22 protein-coding genes are annotated in these 20099 nt (G+C 47.0%); 16 read left to right on the top strand and 6 right to left on the bottom strand.

Annotated features, from left to right (window positions below):
* Positions 1-154 precede the first annotated feature (154 nt).
* The gene (locus JCM2765_RS06440) at positions 155-1288 is read right to left on the bottom strand and encodes a GGDEF domain-containing protein (protein WP_054735139.1); all 1134 of its coding nucleotides are present in this window, start codon (positions 1286-1288) and stop codon (positions 155-157) included.
* Between the two features lie 549 nt (positions 1289-1837).
* Here JCM2765_RS06440 and JCM2765_RS06435 point away from each other — a divergent pair.
* The gene (locus JCM2765_RS06435) at positions 1838-3274 is read left to right on the top strand and encodes an NAD-dependent succinate-semialdehyde dehydrogenase (RefSeq protein ID WP_054735136.1); all 1437 of its coding nucleotides are present in this window, start codon (positions 1838-1840) and stop codon (positions 3272-3274) included.
* Between the two features lie 25 nt (positions 3275-3299).
* On the opposite strand, the gene JCM2765_RS06430 is transcribed toward JCM2765_RS06435, so the two are convergent.
* On the bottom strand, positions 3300-3701 hold the full coding sequence (locus JCM2765_RS06430; RefSeq protein WP_054735126.1) for a winged helix-turn-helix transcriptional regulator: 402 nt from the start codon (positions 3699-3701) through the stop codon (positions 3300-3302).
* 104 nt (positions 3702-3805) lie between these two features.
* On the opposite strand from JCM2765_RS06430, the gene JCM2765_RS06425 reads away from it, so the two are divergent.
* Positions 3806-4393 carry an NAD(P)H-dependent oxidoreductase gene (locus JCM2765_RS06425; protein WP_054735121.1) on the top strand — a complete coding sequence of 196 codons (588 nt, stop codon included), beginning with the start codon at positions 3806-3808 and terminating at the stop codon, positions 4391-4393.
* 66 nt (positions 4394-4459) lie between these two features.
* On the opposite strand, the gene JCM2765_RS06420 is transcribed toward JCM2765_RS06425, so the two are convergent.
* On the bottom strand, positions 4460-4882 hold the full coding sequence (locus JCM2765_RS06420) for a UPF0158 family protein (protein ID WP_054735118.1): 423 nt from the start codon (positions 4880-4882) through the stop codon (positions 4460-4462).
* Positions 4883-5103: 221 nt separating this feature from the next.
* On the opposite strand from JCM2765_RS06420, the gene JCM2765_RS06415 reads away from it, so the two are divergent.
* The 4 genes from JCM2765_RS06415 (at position 5104) to JCM2765_RS06400 (ending at position 9609) form a co-directional block, all read left to right on the top strand.
* Entirely contained in the window at positions 5104-5841 is a 738-nt protein-coding gene (locus JCM2765_RS06415) for an NADPH-dependent oxidoreductase (RefSeq protein ID WP_054735116.1), read from the top strand.
* Positions 5842-6052: 211 nt separating this feature from the next.
* Positions 6053-7222 carry a DUF2075 domain-containing protein gene (locus tag JCM2765_RS06410; RefSeq protein ID WP_054735199.1) on the top strand — a complete coding sequence of 390 codons (1170 nt, stop codon included), beginning with the start codon at positions 6053-6055 and terminating at the stop codon, positions 7220-7222.
* A 374-nt stretch (positions 7223-7596) separates the two neighbouring features.
* Positions 7597-8523: an N-acetylmuramoyl-L-alanine amidase gene (locus JCM2765_RS18035; RefSeq protein WP_225352013.1), complete on the top strand. Its 927-nt coding sequence runs from the start codon at positions 7597-7599 to the stop codon at positions 8521-8523.
* 195 nt (positions 8524-8718) lie between these two features.
* Positions 8719-9609, top strand: coding sequence for a diacylglycerol/lipid kinase family protein (locus tag JCM2765_RS06400; protein WP_054735113.1), 891 nt, complete (start codon positions 8719-8721; stop codon positions 9607-9609).
* A 65-nt stretch (positions 9610-9674) separates the two neighbouring features.
* Here the strand turns inward: JCM2765_RS06400 and JCM2765_RS06395 are convergent, their stop codons facing one another.
* Together JCM2765_RS06395 and JCM2765_RS06390 are read right to left on the bottom strand one after the other, a co-directional pair.
* Positions 9675-10517: an MBL fold metallo-hydrolase gene (locus JCM2765_RS06395; RefSeq protein WP_054735110.1), complete on the bottom strand. Its 843-nt coding sequence runs from the start codon at positions 10515-10517 to the stop codon at positions 9675-9677.
* A 266-nt stretch (positions 10518-10783) separates the two neighbouring features.
* The gene (locus tag JCM2765_RS06390) at positions 10784-11266 is read right to left on the bottom strand and encodes a GyrI-like domain-containing protein (RefSeq protein WP_054735108.1); all 483 of its coding nucleotides are present in this window, start codon (positions 11264-11266) and stop codon (positions 10784-10786) included.
* A 78-nt stretch (positions 11267-11344) separates the two neighbouring features.
* Here JCM2765_RS06390 and JCM2765_RS06385 point away from each other — a divergent pair, with 78 nt between their 5' ends.
* The 6 genes from JCM2765_RS06385 (at position 11345) to JCM2765_RS06365 (ending at position 15610) form a co-directional block, all read left to right on the top strand.
* Positions 11345-12301, top strand: coding sequence for a helix-turn-helix transcriptional regulator (locus JCM2765_RS06385; protein ID WP_082405016.1), 957 nt, complete (start codon positions 11345-11347; stop codon positions 12299-12301).
* A 97-nt stretch (positions 12302-12398) separates the two neighbouring features.
* Entirely contained in the window at positions 12399-13313 is a 915-nt protein-coding gene (locus JCM2765_RS06380; protein WP_054735103.1) for a DMT family transporter, read from the top strand.
* 220 nt (positions 13314-13533) lie between these two features.
* Positions 13534-13677, top strand: a complete 144-nt coding sequence (locus JCM2765_RS17070) for a hypothetical protein (protein ID WP_156301699.1) — start codon at positions 13534-13536, stop codon at positions 13675-13677.
* An 86-nt stretch (positions 13678-13763) separates the two neighbouring features.
* The gene (locus tag JCM2765_RS06375) at positions 13764-14063 is read left to right on the top strand and encodes an RICIN domain-containing protein (protein WP_054735102.1); all 300 of its coding nucleotides are present in this window, start codon (positions 13764-13766) and stop codon (positions 14061-14063) included.
* Between the two features lie 74 nt (positions 14064-14137).
* A complete protein-coding gene (locus JCM2765_RS06370) occupies positions 14138-15022 on the top strand; it encodes an SDR family NAD(P)-dependent oxidoreductase (protein ID WP_054735099.1) in 885 nt (294 codons plus the stop codon).
* A 21-nt stretch (positions 15023-15043) separates the two neighbouring features.
* Positions 15044-15610, top strand: coding sequence for a TetR/AcrR family transcriptional regulator (locus JCM2765_RS06365; protein WP_054735096.1), 567 nt, complete (start codon positions 15044-15046; stop codon positions 15608-15610).
* A gap of 273 nt (positions 15611-15883) precedes the next feature.
* On the opposite strand, the gene JCM2765_RS06360 is transcribed toward JCM2765_RS06365, so the two are convergent.
* A complete protein-coding gene (locus JCM2765_RS06360) occupies positions 15884-16540 on the bottom strand; it encodes an HXXEE domain-containing protein (RefSeq protein WP_082405015.1) in 657 nt (218 codons plus the stop codon).
* A 140-nt stretch (positions 16541-16680) separates the two neighbouring features.
* On the opposite strand from JCM2765_RS06360, the gene JCM2765_RS06355 reads away from it, so the two are divergent.
* The 4 genes from JCM2765_RS06355 to JCM2765_RS06340 all read left to right on the top strand — a co-directional run.
* The gene (locus JCM2765_RS06355) at positions 16681-17241 is read left to right on the top strand and encodes a TetR/AcrR family transcriptional regulator (RefSeq protein ID WP_054735090.1); all 561 of its coding nucleotides are present in this window, start codon (positions 16681-16683) and stop codon (positions 17239-17241) included.
* A gap of 241 nt (positions 17242-17482) precedes the next feature.
* Positions 17483-18490: an aldo/keto reductase gene (locus tag JCM2765_RS06350; RefSeq protein WP_054735086.1), complete on the top strand. Its 1008-nt coding sequence runs from the start codon at positions 17483-17485 to the stop codon at positions 18488-18490.
* A 375-nt stretch (positions 18491-18865) separates the two neighbouring features.
* The gene (locus tag JCM2765_RS06345; RefSeq protein WP_054735084.1) at positions 18866-19381 is read left to right on the top strand and encodes a TetR/AcrR family transcriptional regulator; all 516 of its coding nucleotides are present in this window, start codon (positions 18866-18868) and stop codon (positions 19379-19381) included.
* A 149-nt stretch (positions 19382-19530) separates the two neighbouring features.
* Positions 19531-20099: GTP-binding protein (locus JCM2765_RS06340; RefSeq protein WP_156301698.1), on the top strand; the 569-nt coding region annotated here is incomplete at its 3' end.

Genomic DNA, 20099 nt, shown 5'->3' with positions numbered 1-20099 from the left:
ACCGTCAGTTTCACGGCAACCGAATTAGGTGTTGTCGAATGGGTTACTATGAGACCGTTTTGGGGGCATGCGCTCAGATACGGAATCGTCAAATTTTCTAAAAAAGCGCAACGACTAAAAAGTCATTGCGCCAATGCGGATTCAATATTAAGTGTTACGCCGCCAAAACGGTCCCCTCAACCGAAGTACAGTCCCGACCTTCACGCTTAGCCTGATACAAGTAGTGGTCCGCGCGTTTAAACTGCGCTGTCGGATTAGGATCCGTTGCTTGCGCCAACGTTACGCCAAAGGAACAGGTGATGTGAACCGCATCGCCCTTACTGGTGAGGATCACCATCTGGCGAACCAGTTGCTGGCAAGCTTTAACAACTGCAGTCGCCTGTTCGATCGTGGTGTCCGGCATAATGATGGCGAACTCCTCGCCACCGGTACGGTAGAACTGATAGTCGGTATTTTTCGACTGTAAGAACTGCATCATTTGACCCGATAACGTGATCAGGACTTGGTTGCCGGTTAAGTGGCCGTACGTATCGTTAATGGACTTGAAATAGTCAATGTCAAAGACAATCAGTGCTGGCCGCTCCGTTTGGCGCGCGAAGTTGTCGTTGAGGTCGGACTGGAACGTGCCCCAGTTTCGGGCCTGCGTCAACGCGTCATACTGCACCTCCCGGGTCAACTTCGCGACGATTCGCTGATCCTTTTGCTGATACTGGTCGTAGTCGACGAACGCGAGGTAGGCCCAAACGAACCCCACGTAGTTCACCACGATCTGCATCACCGTTGCTCGCGGCTGGTAGTACATGCCGATCACGGTCCAGTAGATGGCCCCCACGATCATCGGTGGCAGGATAAGCAAACTTGGATGGCGATTCAGGACCTCGCCATACCAGTGCATACTATAAATCAGCAAAAAGGATAAAAAGTAAAACGGCACGATTTTTAACGTTAGGGCGTTGGTTGTCGCAAATAACAACGCCCCCACGACCTGAATCAGTAAGAAACTACCAAACGTCTCAACAATCATACTAGCTGATAGCAACACGACCAGTTGTAGGTTTAGCAAAATCCAACTCTGTGACATCGATGCGTTAATCTCCAACACGCGCAACAGAACCAGCACAATGCAGACATAGACAATCTGCGGTATGACTTGTCGGGTTAAATTAAGGTCGCGCCTCACCCGAACCTGGCGTTGGGTACCCAAAGCAATCTGCGTATTGACCGTCGCAAATCCCAGGGTACCAATCACCACGAAAAACATTTCTCTAAAATAATCGATCCATATCAATTTGGTATACTCCTCTTTATCCAAACCGACCGCGGGTTATACAAACGTTGGTTCATTTGAACAACGTAACCGGCCCACGGTCACCCAGCCAACGCGGTTTAACGTCGCCGTCATCGACTTCTCACCCACATCCCACCCATGAATCAGCGGCATCTGGTTAACAGTTAGTCGCTCTTCAACTATTATATGATAAAAATTCTTAATAAGGCGTCCAAATTAAACATTCTTTCCGTTAATGTCCTAAAAAGTGACACTTTACCTCACAAGTTAAACAGACTTTCTGGTTATCGTCAACGGTTCACGCCCGCAACTTAACCTTAACCGCCGATAGCGCCCTAATAATCTGCATGATGCGGTTAAGCCGCCGTATGTATTTAACATCACAATCAAAATAATTGTAACCGCATACAAAACCAGTTATCCTACCAATATAGTCCCATCGACACCGGCTATAACACCAATGTGATGAGATACGCATCGCTAGCTAGCTTAGACATCGAGCACCATCAATCTTGATATCGTTGATAAACTGATTAGGAGGATCATACTATGGCCTATGCAACTATTAATCCGTACAATAACGAAGTCGTTAAAGAATATCCTTACGCAACCGATGAAGAACTCCGCGAAGCGTTAACGGTTGGTCACGATCTTTATAAGACCATGCGTCACCAACCCGTTGCCGAACGCGCAAAGATTTTACACAACGTTGCGGCTAAACTACGTGAACATGCTGCTGAACTCGCCCGCGCTTGTACCATTGATATGGGGAAGTTACTCCGTGAATCCGAAGGTGAAGTGGAACTCTGTGCCATGATTGCCGACTGGTTCGCTGATCACGGCGAAGAAATTTTGACCCCAGAAGTCCTCGACACGATTGCCACTGGTCACGCCCAGATTCGGCATTCCGCAACCGGCGTCGTGATGATGGTGGAACCATGGAACTTCCCATACTACCAAATCATGCGGGTATTTGCACCAAACTACATCGTTGGGAACCCAATGATTCTTAAGCACGCCGCTAACACACCAACCTCAGCGCAAATGTTTGCTGACGTGGTACTTGAAGCCGGTGCACCTAAGGGCGCGTTGACTAACCTCTTCCTGTCATACGACCAAGTTACCGAAGCCATCGAAGATCCTCGGGTTCAGGGCGTGGCGTTGACCGGTTCCGAACGTGGTGGGACTGCTGTGGCCCAAGCTGCTGGGAAGAATTTGAAAAAGAACACCATGGAACTTGGTGGGATGGACCCATTCATCGTGCTCGACGACGCCAACATGGACGACGTGATCGACATCGCATGGCGGGCACGGCTCTATAACACCGGCCAAGTCTGCACGTCATCCAAGCGGTTTATCGTGCTAGATAACGTTTACGATGAATTCGTAGAAGCTCTGAAGGAGAAGTTCAGCAAGGTCGTTCCTGGCGACCCACTGGATCCAAACACTTCCCTTGCGCCAATGAACACCAAACGCGCTAAGGAAAAACTCCAGAAACAATTAGACGACGCCATTGCTGCCGGTGCCAACGTGGTTTACGGTAACGAACCAATTGACTTACCAGGTCAATTCTTCATGCCAACCATTTTGACCGACATCGACCGCAACAACCCAGCCTACGCCCAAGAAATGTTTGGCCCAGTCGCTGCCGTCTACAAGGTACACTCTGAAGCCGAAGCCATTCAATTGGCTAACGACAACCCATACGGTTTAGGCGGCATCGTCTTCGCCGGCGACCCTGATCACGGCACTGAAGTCGCAGCTCAAATCGAAACCGGGATGGTCTTCGTCAACAACTTCATGGTAACCTTACCAGAATTACCATTCGGTGGTGTGAAACTCTCCGGCTACGGCCGTGAAATGAGCCACATCGGCGAAATGGCCTTCACCAACGAACAATTGATCGTCACAGCTGACAAGCCAAACCTCGACAACGTTGCGGGTGGCTTGGTGGCAACTGATCCGGTGACGGAACCGGTGAAGTAGGTTCATTTAAATTCAAACCATAACGTCAAATACCGTGGCTTTCAAAATTGAAGGCCACGGTATTTTTTGGCATATCACTAAGCTTCAGACGTCCCCATTTGCGTCTCCCCCACGTACAAATCAAATCCATCACGGGAATCAACGACTGGCCGCACGCCGTCAAACTATACTCGACCTTGGGTGGAATCTGGGGATATTCTTTTCGCAGAATCAGGCCATCCGCTTCCAGTTCTCGCAGCGTGTTGGTCAGCGTTTTAAACGAAATTGGCGTCAAGACGCGCTTCAACGCATTATAGCGAATCGGACCATGGTTGAGAACCAAGGCGTAAAGTGTCTGCATCTTATACTTCCCGCCAATCAACCGTAGCGTATATGCGAAGCCCGTATCCTCGAGCTGATTATCCTTAATGTAGTCAATATCAGGCATCTTACACTCTCCTTTGGGTGAGTACCGCACTTTCATTACCGTACTTGTTTGCCGATTTAGTATACCATACACTAAATTTCAGTAAACCAAAGGAGGTTCTTCTCATGAAGACCATTATTTACGCCCACCCTTACGAAAAAAGCTTTAATCATGCGATTTTGACCAAGCTGACCACCTACTTTAACCAAACGCAACAGGCTTATCAGGTGATCGACCTCTACAAGGACGACTTTAATCCCCGATATTCGAAAGAAGAGTTACGGCTGTTTAGTCGCGGCGAAACGCCTTACGAGCTCGTTAAACACTACCAACACTTGATTGCCCAATCTGACGAACTCCTATTCATCGCTCCGATTTGGTGGCACCAGATTCCTGCTGAATTAAAAGGCTTCTTTGACAAGGTCATGTTGAAGGGCTTTGCGTACGAAGAGGATCCTGAATGGCGTGGTCTACTGACTTACATTAATCAGGCGACCGTGATCACGACCGCAACGATTACTAAGAACGATTTAATGACGACCTCGGGTGACCCGATTCAAGGTAATCTGATCAACCGGGTATTTGCAGATATCGGCATCGCCCCTGCTAACACGAATTGGATTCACTTTGGGGAAGCTAACATTACAACGGATGCTGTTCGTCAGCAGTTTTTAGCCGATTTACCTGAGCTTTATGTTCACGAACAACTTTAATTAAAAATATCGACGCATGAATAAGCAACCATCATGCGTCAATATTTTTTCTAGCTTTAATTCTGGCTACTCCACCAATTCCACGCCATTCACTTCGCCCCACTCAACGGCCATTTTCCGGTACGTCTCATTCTGAAAATCGTACCATTCCTGAGTCATCTCAAACCGATCTAACGTGTTGCGGAAATACCGAAAGGCACCACGTCCTTGAATACTACGTTCAAGCTCAGTTTGCTGTTCGCCCGCTGGTAATTGCCAAATAAACTGTTCCATGATGTGATAGTCGTTAATGTCGAATTTGTCCGGCAAAGCAATGTATTGATCCTCATTTGCTTCGAGTTCTGCCATATCAACATCCTCATCCGATTCAAAGTCCGAACTATCGTCAGCAACTATAACGACTTCGCCAGTTTTCTTGTTATAAACGTAATGCAGCTCGTCATCCGACATTTCAAAGGCTTCTAGAACATCCATCATTTTGGCTTTCATGGTAATCCCTCCCTGAGTTTAAGCTTCAACATGCACGCATGAATTCAAATAATCACGTTAATTGTACCAAATATTGGTCAACTAAACCGCTTTCCGCTTCAAATCAAAGTAACACACTAGTAATAGCGCTAATACCATTAATCATCGAGATGAAATCGCTTTATAACTGCGGATAAAACGTGCTATGATGACCCTAATCACAATCAACTGGAGGTCATCACATGGATACGCAACTCACCACCCAACTCAACCACCGTTCCGTCCGCCACTTCAAGGCACAGGCTCTTCCAGAAACCACCCTGTCAGAACTGATCCAAGTCGCGCAACACACCGCAACCTCGCACTTTTTGCAGTCGTTTAGCGTGATCAGCATCCAAGATCCCGCGATTCGCAAACAAGTCGCCGAGATTAGTGGCCAGCCCTACGTTAACGGCAACGGGCACCTGTTCATCTTCGTCATTGACCAGTACCGCGCAGCAACGCTGGCGCAGGCCGATGATGTCAGTGAGTTAGGGTCGGCTGATAAGTTCATGCAAGCGGCTTCCGATGCCATTTTAGCGGTGCAAAACTTAGTAAATGCGGCCGAAAACCTCGGTTTAGGCACCGTGGTGCTGGGCAGTATTTTAAACGATCCACTGGCCCTAATTGAGCTGTTGAAGTTGCCAAAATACACCTTCCCGGCCCTCGGCGTCATGGTAGGTTATCCTGATCAGGCAACGCAACCCAAGCCCCGGATGCCAGAATCGATGATGCACTTCACTGACAGCTATTCGCCAGAAGTAGCGGTGGCTAACATCAGCGATTACGATAGGACGATTCGTGAATACTACGCTAACCGGTCGTCCAATGCCCGGGAGGAGACCTTCACTGACCTCCTGACGAAATCGGCAACCACTTCGCCTAGGAAGCGGCATGAAATCTTATCCGCCTTACATCAACAAGGCTTCTTATTAAAGTAACTAGTTTACTAGCTATCTACAAGCAGCTTAAAAAGACGCCAATCAGCCATTATCGACCTGATTGACGACTTTTTCTTGTGTTTTCAAACTAACCATCACCGATGAGAATCCCCAATCATTTTTCACCCAACATGGTTTCTCCGCCCTGAACTGTGCTAAAATGACTATCGCTTGCTAACTTACAACCTAGGAGTTTTAAACAATGAAAGAAATGAACAAGATTCTCAAAAAGCAGTTCTTCGTCGACGACCTGTCCGACGATCAAAAGGCTGTGATCACTAACATCAACGACTACATTAACCAAGGCCTGACCCGAAAAGAACACTCAGTTGCCATTATCGAAGGCGCCGCTGGGACTGGGAAATCAGTTGTCTTGATGGAATTGGTTCGCCAATACATGACCGATAAGCGCTACAAGACTTCGCTGGTGGTTAACCACCCCGAACTCTACAAAGCATACCGTGAAATTGGCGCTGCCATTCCCGGTATGGACGTGATGGCCATCCGCCGCCCAACGTCACTGATCAACTTCGCGCAAAAGAACCACAAGCACTACGACGTGATCTTCGTTGACGAAGCGCACCTACTTTACTCAAAGTCCGAACCCTACGCCCATTATCGTGGTGAAAACCAACTGACCGACTTAATGAACCTCGCTAAAGTCGTTGTCGTGGTGTATGATTTCGACCAAGTGTTCCAGTCTAAGATGTACTGGGATCAAAAATTACTCTTCGATACCATTGGTAGCCACCCTTACAAGCTGTTTAGCATGAACTTCCAGTACCGGATGGTCGCCAGCAACGAACAAGTCGCTTGGATGGATGATTTGACTGCTGAAAAGCCAATGAAGCCCTTCCCGAACAATAGTGACTTTGAGTTTAAGGTATTTGACAAAGCCGGTGACTTGTTTGAAAACATCAAGAAGCGCAACAAGGAAGTCGGCATGAGCCGGGTAATTGCCACCTCTGGTTTCCCACGAATCGATGGCCGTCACAACGTTGAAATGGACACCTTCAACCTGCCTTGGGACGAATGGGATCCTCAACGGACGCCTTGGGCGAAGCGAGAAGGCTCAATCACCCAGGTTGGGACGATCTACACGCTGCAAGGGTTCGATCTAAACTATGCGGGGATGATTATCGGCCCATCATTCGGCTATGATAAAGCCACTGACACCATGACGATCATTCCTGAAAAGTACTCCCACAAGGAGATTTTCAAGAAGCGTAAGGATCGCAAGTTCACGCAAGACGAGTACAAGGCCTTCATCGCCAACGTCTTGAACGTACTGATCAAGCGTGGTAAATACGGCTTGTACCTGACCGCTTATGATGATGCCTTGCGGGCACGGTTGATTGAACTGTATCAGGAAAGTAAGTAATTAAATTTCAAGAAACGGCTAAATGACATAGCACCTATTGAAAAATAGGTCGTGTGTCGTTTGGCCGTTTTTTTGATTATTCACCTCTTTTTATATTGTTGACCGCCGTCTTCAATATACGTTATGTTCTCCGTTAAAACCTAACTGTATCGTTCGACCAGTCTGTGAAATTTCAACCGTTATTCCAGTATCATCGTCCGGACGTCACTCGTTCGCAATGATGTCCCCTTATTTTTCGCCGAGACCTATACACTAATAGAAAATAGTAATAAAATTGAGCTAATTTAATAATAAGTCGATCAACGCAGCCTGCTTTGACCGACAACTTAATTAACCGACAGTTTTTCAACGACTGTGGAAAGTAGGGGCGCATCATGGGACATTCGTTAAGAACACTTATTTTGGGTTTCGCAGGTGGGTTATTGGGGTTAGGTGCGGTGGCAACAACTGCCAACGCGACGACCGTGAGTTCAAAAATTCAAACCGCTAAAGTTGAATCAGTTCAAACCTACAAGGCAACCAAGTACTATACCAAGTTTAATTTAACGACGGGCAACGTCTATACGTCGCGATATCTGAAGAATTACAGTCATAATCTGGCCAACTATCCTAACACGACTTGGTACTCAACTGAAAAAACCACGCTACTTAAAACCAACGGCAAAAAAGCGGAATATCGCTACATTTACAACGCCAATAAATCAGTCAAGGGCTGGGTCTGGTGGCAAAATCTGCAAACGAAGCCAGCACCAAAGGTCAAAACGCAGTATTTACTGGTCATGGGCCACGGTGCCGGTGACGCGGGCGCTCGCGGTAACGGGACGACCGAAGCAACTTACCTCCGGAACAAGATGTTACCAAAGTTGAAAAAGTACGCTGCAGAAGTCTCGAACGTCAAGATCACGTTCTACAACCCAAGTCACGACATCGTCAAGGACACGCTGACCTACCATAAAGGGTCGTATGACATCAACAAGAAGACCAAGGTTATCATGTTCCACTTGGATGCCGCCGGCGGTCATGGTGGTCACGTGATCATTCATAGCAAGACCCCAACCGCTCGGGATCGGCGTTTAGCGAGTGTGATTAAAAAATACATTGGCTTAAACCCAGCCTATCAAGGTTATAGCTTCCGAACCAACCTAAACAACTGCAACGTTCTGCGGAAACGTGGTATTGATTACAGTTTGATTGAGACGGCCTTTATTGATAATAAGTCCGATTTTACCAAGTTGAATAAGCACTTGGATCAGATTGCTAAAGGGTATATTGAAGCAATTGCGGATCGGCAGATTAAATAGCAAGTAACCTAAAGAAACTGCACTCAACTATTGGGTTGCGGTTTCTTTTTTACGCCCCCTTCCCCACATCACCACAAATATCCCCAAAATTCCTAACCCATTTTCACCCAATCGCCCCACCCCAGTACCTCCCAACACCCATTCCTACCCCCACATGTTACACTATCCTCAAATTGATATAGGGGGGGCACAGTTATGACATCATACGCCTTGATTTTCAACCCACACGCCGGCCACAACGGGGCAACGGCGGTGGCAGATCGAATCGCAAAACGGATTAAAGCTGCGGGTCACCAAGTCGACAAGCAGCCAACGTCGCGGCCAGGTGACGCCACCACTTTAGCATTTACCACACTAGCCGACGTTGCTGTTGCCATTGGGGGAGATGGCACGATTAACGAAGTCGCGGCCGGATTAGTTAAACGGCGCAAGCCACCAAAGTTGGGCATCATTCCGCAGGGCACCGTCAACAACCTCGCCCGCGTGCTCCATATTCCGCTAACGGCAGATGCTGCGTTCGACAACCTCTTAGAAGGTCAGCCACACCCACTCGACATCGGCATGGTGAACGACCAAGTCATGATTTCAACCATGACCCTCGGCGTACTGGCAAATGCCGCCGTGTCGGTCTCCCAAAAGGAAAAACAACGCTTCGGTCCATTCGTCTTCCTCACCCGTGGTCTGCGAAGCCTCAGTAAGAATCAACACTGGCACCTGACCATCGATAGCGCTGATGGGACGTGGGAGCGCAATACCACTTTCCTGCTGGTGACCATGACCAATTCCGTTGGTGGCTTCCTAAACTTTGCACCACAGGCCAAACCGGACGATGGCTACTTCCACGTTTTTGTCGCACCCAAAATGACCTGGCGGCGAACCCTATTACTGATGCCGTACTTTCTAACCGGTAACTTCAGCAAACTTCCCGGGATGACTTACTTCGCAACCAGTCAACTAACAATCACTAGCCCTACCGCCCGACTGAAAAGTCGCATCGATGGCGATCCGAGTGACCGCCTGCCGTTGAAGATGCGGGTGATTTCGGATAAGGTACAGGTATTGGTGAAACCGGCGTTATTACCGTAATCTAAAAACCGTGCTCTAGAATTTCAGCAGTGAAATTCTAGAGCACGGTTTATTTGATTAACCATTTAATGTCGAATAACCGCATGCGCACTACTCCAAAGTGAGCCCGTATTCACGTAATTTGGATAAAGTGCCAACATGTTTTGATAAAGTTCCTCAGCCGTTTTAGCATCTGCAGCAAGCCGATTAAAGTCGCTGATGTACTTGATCGTTTGATCTAAGATTGCCGGATTATCGTCGTTATCAGGGTTCTTGTGCCCCGCAACCACAAACTGTGGCTGTAACGTCTTCAAGTGCTCGTTTGCCTTGATCCAGTTATTCCGGGCAGCCAAAGTGGTTTCTTGCATGTAGGCGTGAATGCCGTTGTAAGTGGCATCACCCGCAACAACCAATTTAATATCTGGTACCCATAAGCTGGTGGTATCGTGGGTATCCGTGAAGCCGTCTTGAATCACTTCGATGCGGTGTCCTTCCAACTCAAATTGGTCACTCACAACGTCATCAACGCCAACGATTGGGCTTGGCAGGCTACCAGGAAATAGTGGTTCCCACGTCCCGGCGATGTTGGCCGGCGTCATGACTGCAGGAATGCCATCAGCAGTTGCGCGAGTGCCAATGATCCGCGCACCCGGAAAGGCCGCCTTGACCATCCCTGCACCGAAGAAATGATCGGCGTGAGCGTGCGTTAAGTAAATATATTTGACAGTCACGTGATGGTCCTTGATCCAATCGATCAGTTCTTGATTGGCGGCCTTCGTCATGTACGTATCAACCAACACCGCCTCTTGGTCGCCATAGATCAAAGTCGACGTGTTCGACACCCACTGGAGGGCCTTCGTGTCTTCAGGGACGCCACGGGTCACCCCGTTGCGCCGATTATTCAAAACATCGTAGTTTAAACTGCTCATTATCGTTGACCTCCGCATTATCATTGCTATTTAATGACTAAAAATCATACTATTTATAATAAAAACCTAAACTGGCTGATCAACCTCGACAACTATACTGCAAGTTGATTGCAAATCCAAGCAAAAATACTCATGTTTTCCAGTTTTATATATTAAGCGGTAATTAAGCATCAACTTAAAAATAGCGATTTGAAAGACTTCAGCCGCTTATTTGTCATGGCTTATCCTTCAAATCGCTATTAATAAATTGATGCTAATGTCGACATTTATTTCGCCTGCACCGGAATCCACAATTCACCGTGCACCCCATCCGCATCCGTACTTAGTTCCACGGATGCGTTTGGACCGCCAACGTAGGCGTAATCGCTGTTATTTGGCAACACTTGCCCAAACGCCTCGCCTTCCAGTTGACCAAACAATTCCCCTGGCGTTTCCGCAGTCCCAGTCACCACCAAGTACTGTGCATCCGGAAAGGCAATGCTCCGCGCGCCAGCTGGTGCTTCAGCATCGGACTGCACACCGGCGTAGTACCACATTTCGTCTTGGTAGGCTTCATTGATGGCGAATAGCTTAGAATCTGGCGCAAGGTCGTTCAGTTGCTTTAACCGGCCATCAGCTTCCGCATCCGCCCACAGTTCTGCTTTTTGGCGAATAATTTGCGCGAATTTGTCATCACCGGTCCCATATTGAACGGTGCGGCCAAAGCCAATGAGGTTAAATGCAGTTTTGTGTTGAATCGAAAAAGTCATAATTGTTAGCTCCCTTTAGTTGATAGTGCTATCATAAGTCGCAAACGTATCATTACTTGAGACCTTTGGGAGAAAATCATGAAAAAAAGTTTACGTATCCAAACCGAAATGCGCTTCATCAACAATCGGGAACGGTTTACGATTGCTGATTTACAGGCGGAATTTGACATCTCACGGGCCACAGCAATTCGTGACCTCCAAGAAATCGAGACCTTAGGCTTACCGCTCACCAGCCAACCGGGGCACGGTGGCGGTTACGCTGTGCTCCGCAATCAAACGTTGGTTCAAGTCCAGTTCAACCAGTCTGAACTGGCCGCCCTTTTCACAGCCATGCAGGCGTCAACAAACACCCAACTGCCCTTCCTGAAAAGTCGTCAGGCCATCGTCGAAAAACTCCTCAGCCAAGCGAGTCCAGCTCAACGCGCACAGCTCCTTGCCCTCCGACAGATTCTGATATTTGAAAATACCAACCCTGACGACCCCGACCTACTGGAGCTCACCGACCATGCGCCGGATCAGTTGGCACCGTTGATTGAACTGGCAACAACCACGCCTAACTTAACCTTCAACTACACGAAACCGGACAACACTGTCACCATCCGTCACGTCTACTTGCTACACATCTACCAGCGACAAGCCCGGTGGTATTTAGAAGGCTTAGACCGCGACCGTCACGCCAAGCGGTTGTTTCGGGTCGACCACATCACCCAACTTATGGCAGATGACGATGCCGAACCACTAACGAAGCAGACGATTGCCGAATGGACCCGAGACGTTGCACCCAACGTCGACCTCACGTTAGATACCACCGCCATTCAACGCTTCCGCCGATGGCACCAACCTGGTCGCCGACTACAGTTTTTAGATCCGTATCAGCAACGGGCACGGTTACAGGATACGGTTAACGTTGCGAATCCGGATGCCGTAGCGATGTATGCGGATTGGGTGCTGTTTCTTGGTGATGGGGTGAATGCGGTGCGGTTGCCAGAAGTTGTGCGAGCGCAGTTGCGACAGAAGCTGGCGCGGTGGCGGTAGAACCGCTGATCATCCATCTGGGCGATTAATGACTTTTTTGAATCCCCACAAATAAGCTATAATTAACCTTATCGCTTATACAGAACGGAGACACAGCATGGCACATCAACATACTCGCACCATCGTCCTAGGTAGTTTGGCTGCACTTGGTTGCGAAACCTTATATGGACTAAGCTACATCTTCACGAAACAAGCGACTAATAGCGCTAGCCCCATCGCACTGTTGGGTTGGCGCTTCTTAATTGCCTTTATCGTGATGACTGGCTTGATCATTGCCGGCGTCATTCACGTGAATCTGGCAGGGAAGAAACTTCAACCGCTCCTCTTAGTCGCCATTTTTGATCCAGTCCTCTACTTCATTGGCGAAACCTTTGGCATCAGCCACACGACCGCCTCGGAAAGTGGGGTCTTTCTAGCCTGCATTCCGGTGGCAGCCTTGCTTGCCTCAGCATTGATTCTTCACAAATACCCAAGCCGGCAACAAATAATCGGCATCTTGATCACCTTAATTGGGGTGATCATCACCGTGATTGCCGCCGGGGCCAGTGCTAGCCTGTCTATCATTGGCTACCTGTTCTTATTTCTAGCGGTCGTCACCTATGCGCTATACAGCGTCTACGTTGAAAAGGCCGAAGCTTACACTGGTATCGAAATCACCTACATCATGCTGGCGGCTGGTGCAATCGTCTTTGTCGTCATGGCACTTGGTGAATCACTGATTCACGGTAACCTCCAATCTTTGCTGAGCCTGCCAATGACCAACAAGCGTTTCACCATCGCCGTCTTATATCAAGGAATCAGCAGTTCAGTACTAGCCCTGTTTTTATCAAATTACGCCATCGCTAAAATCGGTGTGAATAAGACCGCCTCGTTCATTGGGGTATCAACCGTTGTGTCAATTGTGGCTGGCATTCTGCTACTTGGTGAGGCCTTCAGTAGCACCCAGTTAATTGGTGCTGTGGTGATTATCTGTGGGGTGTATACGGCTAATAATACGTTCCATTTGAAATAACGTCATTTGAAAAAGTCTGGTCATTGGGGGACTAGGCTTTTTTAGGTACAATGATTCTTTGAACATTAATTAAAAAAAATCATTGCATTTAACTGACTAATCAGTTACTATTGATTCATCGACAAATAACTTAAACAGTTTTACTTAATTCGGTGAGTATTAACTCGCCATTTATTTTAAGCCTTAAAAGACTAACTAATCAGTTATAGGAGAAAATCATATGCACGCAAGCACCATTCTAGTCGCCGACGCCGTTATTGTCGCCGGTTTGGCAGCCGTCTTTGGCCACCGACTCATCAAAAATTATCACCGCAAAGTTGAAACCCCAGACGCTTACATGATCAAAAACGTGAAATCTGGCTAGTTATTCGGCCAAAGGATGCCGGAATCGCTGATGGCGTCCCAATCATTCAATACACGCCGCAAAACTGGGAATGCACCACTTGGCAGATGATTAAAATTGACGAGGAGACCTACCTCCTCAAGGATCTCTATACTCAAAAATCATTTGCGCCGGTTGGTGAACCCGTTGCCGGTACCCAATTAGCACAACGCCCAATCGGTGGCGACAAGCACCAACACTGGCAATTCAACCGACAAGATGATGGTACCTACACCATCCAACTTGCTGGTAGTGACCTGTATATCACCAGCACCTCAAGTACCGTTGACGATCGACTGGTCCTACAACCAGCCAGCGATGACACTGATCAACGTTGGACCTTAACGCAACAACACCCCATCATCTAACATCCCCCTAGTTTCATTAGCTCACCCAATTCAATTAACTTTCCCCAACTCACAAACAAACAAGGAGTAACTTTATGTCTAAAATTATGTTAATTACCGGTGCCACCGATGGAATCGGTAAAATCACCGCTCAAGAACTCGCTGCTAAAGGCAACCAAGTGATCATCCACGGGCGTAATGAACAAAAAGCCCAACGCGTAGTTGATGAAATCAAAGCCGCAACTGGCAATCAAAACGTAAGTTATTTGATTGCCGACCTCTTCTCAATGAAGGCGATTAAGCACATGGTCACTGAATTTAATGCCCAGTTTGACCACCTTGACGTTTTGATCAACAACGCCGGTGCGGTTCTCGATGCCAAACGGTTTGAAACCGTAGATGGGATTGAAGGCACGATGGCCTTAAACGTGATGGCGCCACTGCTGTTAGCCGAATTATTGTTACCGCAGTTACGCAAATCAACTGACGGTCGGATCATCAACATGTCTTCCGGCACTCACCGTATGGCACGCCCTGATATGCACGACCTTAACTTGGAACACGTTGATTCGGGCCAAACGCGTTACGGCATCAGCAAGTTATTTGTCATCTGGAACACGCAACACCTGGCCGCTCAACTGCAACAGGCTGGCATCACCAACGTGACGGTTAACGTTTCGCACCCTGGCATGGCAACGACCAACTTCGGCCAAGACAGTGATAATGGCTTTTGGGACAACCTGATTTATAAAGTCGCCATCAAAATTGGTAAAACTTTCCACATTGCTACCCCAGAGCAAGGCGCTGTTACCAACGTCTATCTAGCTTCTGATGACGCAGTAAAAGGCGTTAACGGCAAATTCTTTGATAATAAAAAGCGGCAAATTCAGCCCGCAACCCGCGAATACTCCCCTGCTAAAGAATTGATGCTGTGGAACTACTGCATGGCCAAAATCCAACCTTGGATTGACGAAAACTGATTAATCAGTTAAGGTTAGCCTATGAGAACAAAAGACGAAAATAAAATCAAAGCCATTAAAGAAGCCGTCATCGCGTTGTGCGAAGCAGACGGCTTCACCAACCTGACCACGGCCAAAGTCGCCAAGCGCGCCGGTGTTAGTCCCGCAACCATCTACCTCTACTATCAAGACAAAACCGACCTATTGAGTCGCTTATACGAGGAAGTCAAAGATGATCTGCATAAAGGACTCGCTGGGACAATTGCGGCTGCCGGTTCGGACCTAGAAGCTCAGATCCGGGCAATGTTGCGCTATTCAATCACTCAGACGCAGCAGTATCCTAAAGAATCCCACTTCGTTTCCGCACTATGGACGAATCAAGAGTTATTGGACGATGCTGCTCGCGCCTATGGCCAAACTGCGGCTGGGCCACTAGTGAAGTTGTATCAACAAATTGCCGCTTCGTCCGACTTTATTGATGCACCCGAGGTCATCGTGGCGAGTTTTGCGACCGTGCCGCAGCTGGTTTTACAGACGGCAAACACAGTGGTTGACGAAGCGACAATTAATCAGTCTATCGAGCTTGTGATTAAAGCATTGAAGCGTTAACGTAAGATTCTTTTTGAAAATTAGCAATTGGCTGCGCTAGTATTAACCCGATAACAACAAAAACCAGCATCTGACAAATCTGCCAGATGCTGGTTTTGTTTATCCATGAAAACTAATTTCGATACCAACACGGTGCAGGCCCTTCTGTATGAGATTTAAGAATCCCAACTGATTCTCCAATCAATTGACCTGGTTGATTAATCAATTTAACAACGAGGTCCGCAACACTATCGGTCACATCCTCCTGCACGACGTGAATGCCACTCTTTTCAATTATTTCAAATTCCGAATACGTTCTGCATAACCACTACGTTCAAATTCTGCTTTTGGAAATGGGTATTTTGAGTCTGGGTCTGCCAGTACACCATAACCAACTTTCATCATGATGACCACAATAAACAAAACTTGATAGATCACGCCACCAATCACATTCGCCCAGTCCAAACGACCGGTGCTAATCGTGTAGTAGAACCAGTAAATCCCAATTGGCAAATGACCAAGGACACAGGCTAACTCACCTGGTGAATATAGCGTGTGCATTTTGCGTGGTGTCATAAAGGCATGCATGATTACTTGTGTCATTCCGAAGAGAACTGGCATGAAACTTAACCACATGACGTTTGGCCAGATAACTGGGAATAAATAAACGATATATGCCGCAACAACGTTAATAAACATCGCATTATTCTGATTCAGTGGATAGCGATCGACTGGACCTTTGTCGCTTGGCTGCATCAACATATTCGTGATGGCCCCTTCACCACCAGGCAAGCGATATTCTTCGAACATGTGCCACAAAATCACCACAAAGTTCATCGCTGCCAATCGACGTAGAACGCTCATATCATGCCAATAAATTGCGGTTAAAATAGCGGCAATAACCATAACAACTGCGCCTATGTCATACCAATGTTGGCGTAAAAATTTCATATTAATTCCCCATTTCTTATTGTACAATGTGTACAATATCTTGAATGGCCTTAGTATAGCAAACTACAGACGCCACAACCGACGACTTGCGATTTACGATACACAACACCAACATGTGTCAATTAAAATTGGAGGATTATATGACTGATTACGAAGATGTCCGGATTCAAAAAACTCGTGCTAAAATTTTCGAAGCTTTTGCCAACCTGATGCAATCACAAGAATTCGACACAATTTCCGTGGCAGCAATCTGCAAAGAAGCACACATCAGCAGAGCCACTTTCTATCACCATTACGCAACTAAAGAAGATATCGTGGTGGCCTATCAGAAAATCATCATGGCGCAAATTTACCGTTTAATGACCAATAGCGACCATGATCTTCTCACGTATTTTGAACGCCTCGCCCGTTATTTGGATAACAACGCTGAACTGCTTGGTGCACTTCTATCCGAGCATGGGACCTTAACTTTGCAAATGCAGATTCGCGAAAAAATGGCGAGCTTCTTCCAAGCCAAGATGTTGCCACAACTTCAAACCACCACAGCTATGGACCCAATGACAGCAGAATATGCTGCACACTTTTATGCCAGTGCCATTTTCGGTTTCTTGCAGCATTGGCTTCAAGAAACACCGCGCCAAACACCTGAAGAAATGTCCAAAATTCTACGGACAATATTAGCGAATGGATTAGTCATCTAATGAACATTGGTCTTACACAGTTATCAACATTTTGACACCAAAGTAAACAATCACAACGCCAAGAAAAATGCCAAGTGGCCGATTGGGGCTTTGCTCATCATTACCCCCCTCCTACTAATATGCTTTTTAAGCATTTAAGCAAATAGTTGATAAGCATTGTACTCATCAAAAAAGTTGCACTAAACTACTAGTTGTAAGCAACCTTTACAATCATCAACGCGCTATTTAAGGAGAATCAACCATGAACTATACTAAACTCGGCAACACAGACATTAACATTTCTAAACTTTGCGTCGGCGCCATGAGCTTCGGCCAGGCCGGCACGATGCACGATTGGACGCTTGATCCGACTCAAAGTGAAGCCGTCATCAAGCACGCTTTAGACCTCGGTATCAATTTTTTTGACACCGCCAACGTCTATTCGGCTGGGACCAGCGAAGAATACCTAGGCGCAGCAATCAAACGGCTAACTACCCGGGATAAGGTCGTCTTGGCCTCTAAAGTCTACTTCAATCCTGGCCGTCTTTCTAAAGCGGCAATCAACCGCGAAATTGACGGAACCTTGAAACGGCTTGGAACAGACTATCTTGATCTCTACATCATTCACCGGTTCGATTACGATACGCCAATCGAAGAAACCATGTCCGCACTTAACGACCTCGTGAGGGCCGGCAAAGTCCGGGCACTTGGCGCTTCTGCGATGTATGGCTACCAATTCTACAATATGCAGTTAGCAGCTCGTGACCACGGTTGGGTACCCTTTGTAGCAATGGAAAATCATTACAACCTGTTGTATCGCGAAGACGAACGCGAAATGATTCCCCTATGTCAACAAATGGGTGTCTCGTTGATGCCATACAGCCCGCTAGCTGCTGGCCGCTTAGCTCGTCCAAACTGGTCAACGGATACCAAGCGCAGTCGCACGGACCGGGTCGCAGCCGGTAAATACGACCACACCAAAGCAACTGATTTGCTGATCACCCAACGGGTTGCGGAACTGGCAGCACAACATCACGCAACCATGGCGCAAATCAGCATTGCTTGGGAATGGGCCAAGGGAGTTGCCGCACCAATTATCGGGGCGACGAAGTCAAAGTACCTTACCGATGCGGCGGGTGCATTTGACGTCACACTCTCTCCTAACGAGATTGCGTACCTTGAAGAAGCTTATCTCCCACACAAAGTTGTCGGCGCCATCGACCACAATCCTGACGATGGCATTGTGTTGCTGGATGCCGATCGTAAATAAACTAAAAACCAGATGATCATTGAGCGAATTATTGCTCGATGGTTATCTGGTTTTTATTTGAGTGCTTCACTCTGGATACGAGTCCGTATGCTCATTTCTCTGCAGTTTTTCACGCACGCTTCAGCAGATAAGCAACTAAATTCAGTGCCTCCCTGCTTAGGAGGGGGCATCACAAACTACGATCACTGATTGGACGAATCATCATCTGATTAAGTTATTCGGTTTCTGATTTAGCGTTTTATTTTTCAAATAGCACACCTACATCTTTTTTACCGATCGTTGACATTTCATTTTAGTTACTGTACAGTAAAAGTGACCACTGGTCATTTTTATTTATACGCATATTGACCGAAAGTCATTTTTGGGGGAATTTGAATGAACATCCTAACTAAAAAGCAAAAAGCAGTTCGCGCTAACAAAATTGCCGAAGCAGCATGGCAACTCTTTGAAACGCGACCCTTTACCAAAATCACAATGGCTGAAATTGCCAAAAACGCTAATGTATCAAAAGGCACCCTTTTTAACTATTTTGACTGTAAAGAGAGTCTCTTTATGACGTTGTTATTGACAGGCTACCAACAGTATTTTGATGATGTCATTAAGTTAATCGAAGCTCAAGCAACATTGTCCACCAAGGCGTTTATGGACTTACTACTGAGTCAAACTAAAGTACTGATTGAGACGCGACCAACATTGGTACGCTTAAACGCATTACGAGGTCCCGTACTTGAACAAGGCGCAAACATGGAACAAACCGTTTCATACCGAGAAAAGCTCTACGCTAAAAACCAAGAACTAGGTGAGGCCGTTATTGAACGCATTCCATCATTGACCGTCAAAGAAGTTAGTCAGTTAATGTTGGTTCAAAGTGCCATCATCAGTGGCTCATGAATATGTCTAGTTTGAACGCCTTCAATCATCATCCGTTGACAAAGGTTAACTTTGAAAATTTTCAAATTGATCTCATTGATGATGCAGTTAGTGTATTTCGTAATTATTTAACAGGTAGGTATCCCGAAACATTCAAGAGGTAATTAATCATGAAACAGAATCAAATTCGAAATTTTGCAATCATTGCACATATCGACCACGGTAAATCTACGCTGGCCGACCGTATTATGGAACAAACCCAAACCGTGAGTGAACGAGAAAGCAAAGCTCAATTACTGGATGACATGCAAGTAGAACAAGCACACGGGGTAACTGTCAAATCACGAACCGTACGCAACTTCTATCAAGCCGATAACGGCATTGAATATGAATATAATTTAATCGATACACCGGGTCACGTTGATTTTTCGTATGAAGTATCGAAAAGTCTCGCTGCCAGCGATGGTGCGATTCTCTTAGTTGATGCCACCCAAGGCGTACAGGCCCAGACAGTAGCCAATCTCCGCTTAGCACGTGAAAATCATCTCACTATCTTGCCGGTAATCAATAAAATCGATAACGCTGCGGCAGAGATTGAGAAAACCGAGCGCGAGATTCGGGCACTTGGCGCGGAATTTTCTAAAGCTAAGATTTTCCACATCTCAGCCAAAACTGGTCAGGGTGTCCATGAGGTGTTGGAGGCGATTCATCAAGTATTTCCAGCGCCAACTGGTAGTGT

Origin of the sequence: Secundilactobacillus similis DSM 23365 = JCM 2765, assembly GCF_001311075.1 — a bacterium.
Classification (GTDB): Bacteria; Bacillota; Bacilli; order Lactobacillales; family Lactobacillaceae; genus Secundilactobacillus; species Secundilactobacillus similis.
The sequence above is the reverse complement of the archived record's forward strand: the minus strand, read 5'-3'. Positions and strand labels throughout refer to the sequence as shown.

What these genes read in the sequence shown, in the direction of transcription:
- JCM2765_RS06435 (WP_054735136.1), top strand. Translation starts at nt 1,838, where the DNA reads ATGGCCTATGCAACTATTAATCCGTACAATAACGAAGTCGTTAAAGAA.
- JCM2765_RS06430 (WP_054735126.1), bottom strand. Translation starts at nt 3,701, where the DNA reads ATGCCTGATATTGACTACATTAAGGATAATCAGCTCGAGGATACGGGC.
- JCM2765_RS06425 (WP_054735121.1), top strand. Translation starts at nt 3,806, where the DNA reads ATGAAGACCATTATTTACGCCCACCCTTACGAAAAAAGCTTTAATCAT.
- JCM2765_RS06420 (WP_054735118.1), bottom strand. Translation starts at nt 4,882, where the DNA reads ATGAAAGCCAAAATGATGGATGTTCTAGAAGCCTTTGAAATGTCGGAT.
- JCM2765_RS06415 (WP_054735116.1), top strand. Translation starts at nt 5,104, where the DNA reads ATGGATACGCAACTCACCACCCAACTCAACCACCGTTCCGTCCGCCAC.
- JCM2765_RS06410 (WP_054735199.1), top strand. Translation starts at nt 6,053, where the DNA reads ATGAACAAGATTCTCAAAAAGCAGTTCTTCGTCGACGACCTGTCCGAC.
- JCM2765_RS18035 (WP_225352013.1), top strand. Translation starts at nt 7,597, where the DNA reads ATGGGACATTCGTTAAGAACACTTATTTTGGGTTTCGCAGGTGGGTTA.
- JCM2765_RS06400 (WP_054735113.1), top strand. Translation starts at nt 8,719, where the DNA reads ATGACATCATACGCCTTGATTTTCAACCCACACGCCGGCCACAACGGG.
- JCM2765_RS06395 (WP_054735110.1), bottom strand. Translation starts at nt 10,517, where the DNA reads ATGAGCAGTTTAAACTACGATGTTTTGAATAATCGGCGCAACGGGGTG.
- JCM2765_RS06390 (WP_054735108.1), bottom strand. Translation starts at nt 11,266, where the DNA reads ATGACTTTTTCGATTCAACACAAAACTGCATTTAACCTCATTGGCTTT.
- JCM2765_RS06385 (WP_082405016.1), top strand. Translation starts at nt 11,345, where the DNA reads ATGAAAAAAAGTTTACGTATCCAAACCGAAATGCGCTTCATCAACAAT.
- JCM2765_RS06380 (WP_054735103.1), top strand. Translation starts at nt 12,399, where the DNA reads ATGGCACATCAACATACTCGCACCATCGTCCTAGGTAGTTTGGCTGCA.
- JCM2765_RS17070 (WP_156301699.1), top strand. Translation starts at nt 13,534, where the DNA reads ATGCACGCAAGCACCATTCTAGTCGCCGACGCCGTTATTGTCGCCGGT.
- JCM2765_RS06375 (WP_054735102.1), top strand. Translation starts at nt 13,764, where the DNA reads ATGATTAAAATTGACGAGGAGACCTACCTCCTCAAGGATCTCTATACT.
- JCM2765_RS06370 (WP_054735099.1), top strand. Translation starts at nt 14,138, where the DNA reads ATGTCTAAAATTATGTTAATTACCGGTGCCACCGATGGAATCGGTAAA.
- JCM2765_RS06365 (WP_054735096.1), top strand. Translation starts at nt 15,044, where the DNA reads ATGAGAACAAAAGACGAAAATAAAATCAAAGCCATTAAAGAAGCCGTC.
- JCM2765_RS06360 (WP_082405015.1), bottom strand. Translation starts at nt 16,540, where the DNA reads ATGAAATTTTTACGCCAACATTGGTATGACATAGGCGCAGTTGTTATG.
- JCM2765_RS06355 (WP_054735090.1), top strand. Translation starts at nt 16,681, where the DNA reads ATGACTGATTACGAAGATGTCCGGATTCAAAAAACTCGTGCTAAAATT.
- JCM2765_RS06350 (WP_054735086.1), top strand. Translation starts at nt 17,483, where the DNA reads ATGAACTATACTAAACTCGGCAACACAGACATTAACATTTCTAAACTT.
- JCM2765_RS06345 (WP_054735084.1), top strand. Translation starts at nt 18,866, where the DNA reads ATGAACATCCTAACTAAAAAGCAAAAAGCAGTTCGCGCTAACAAAATT.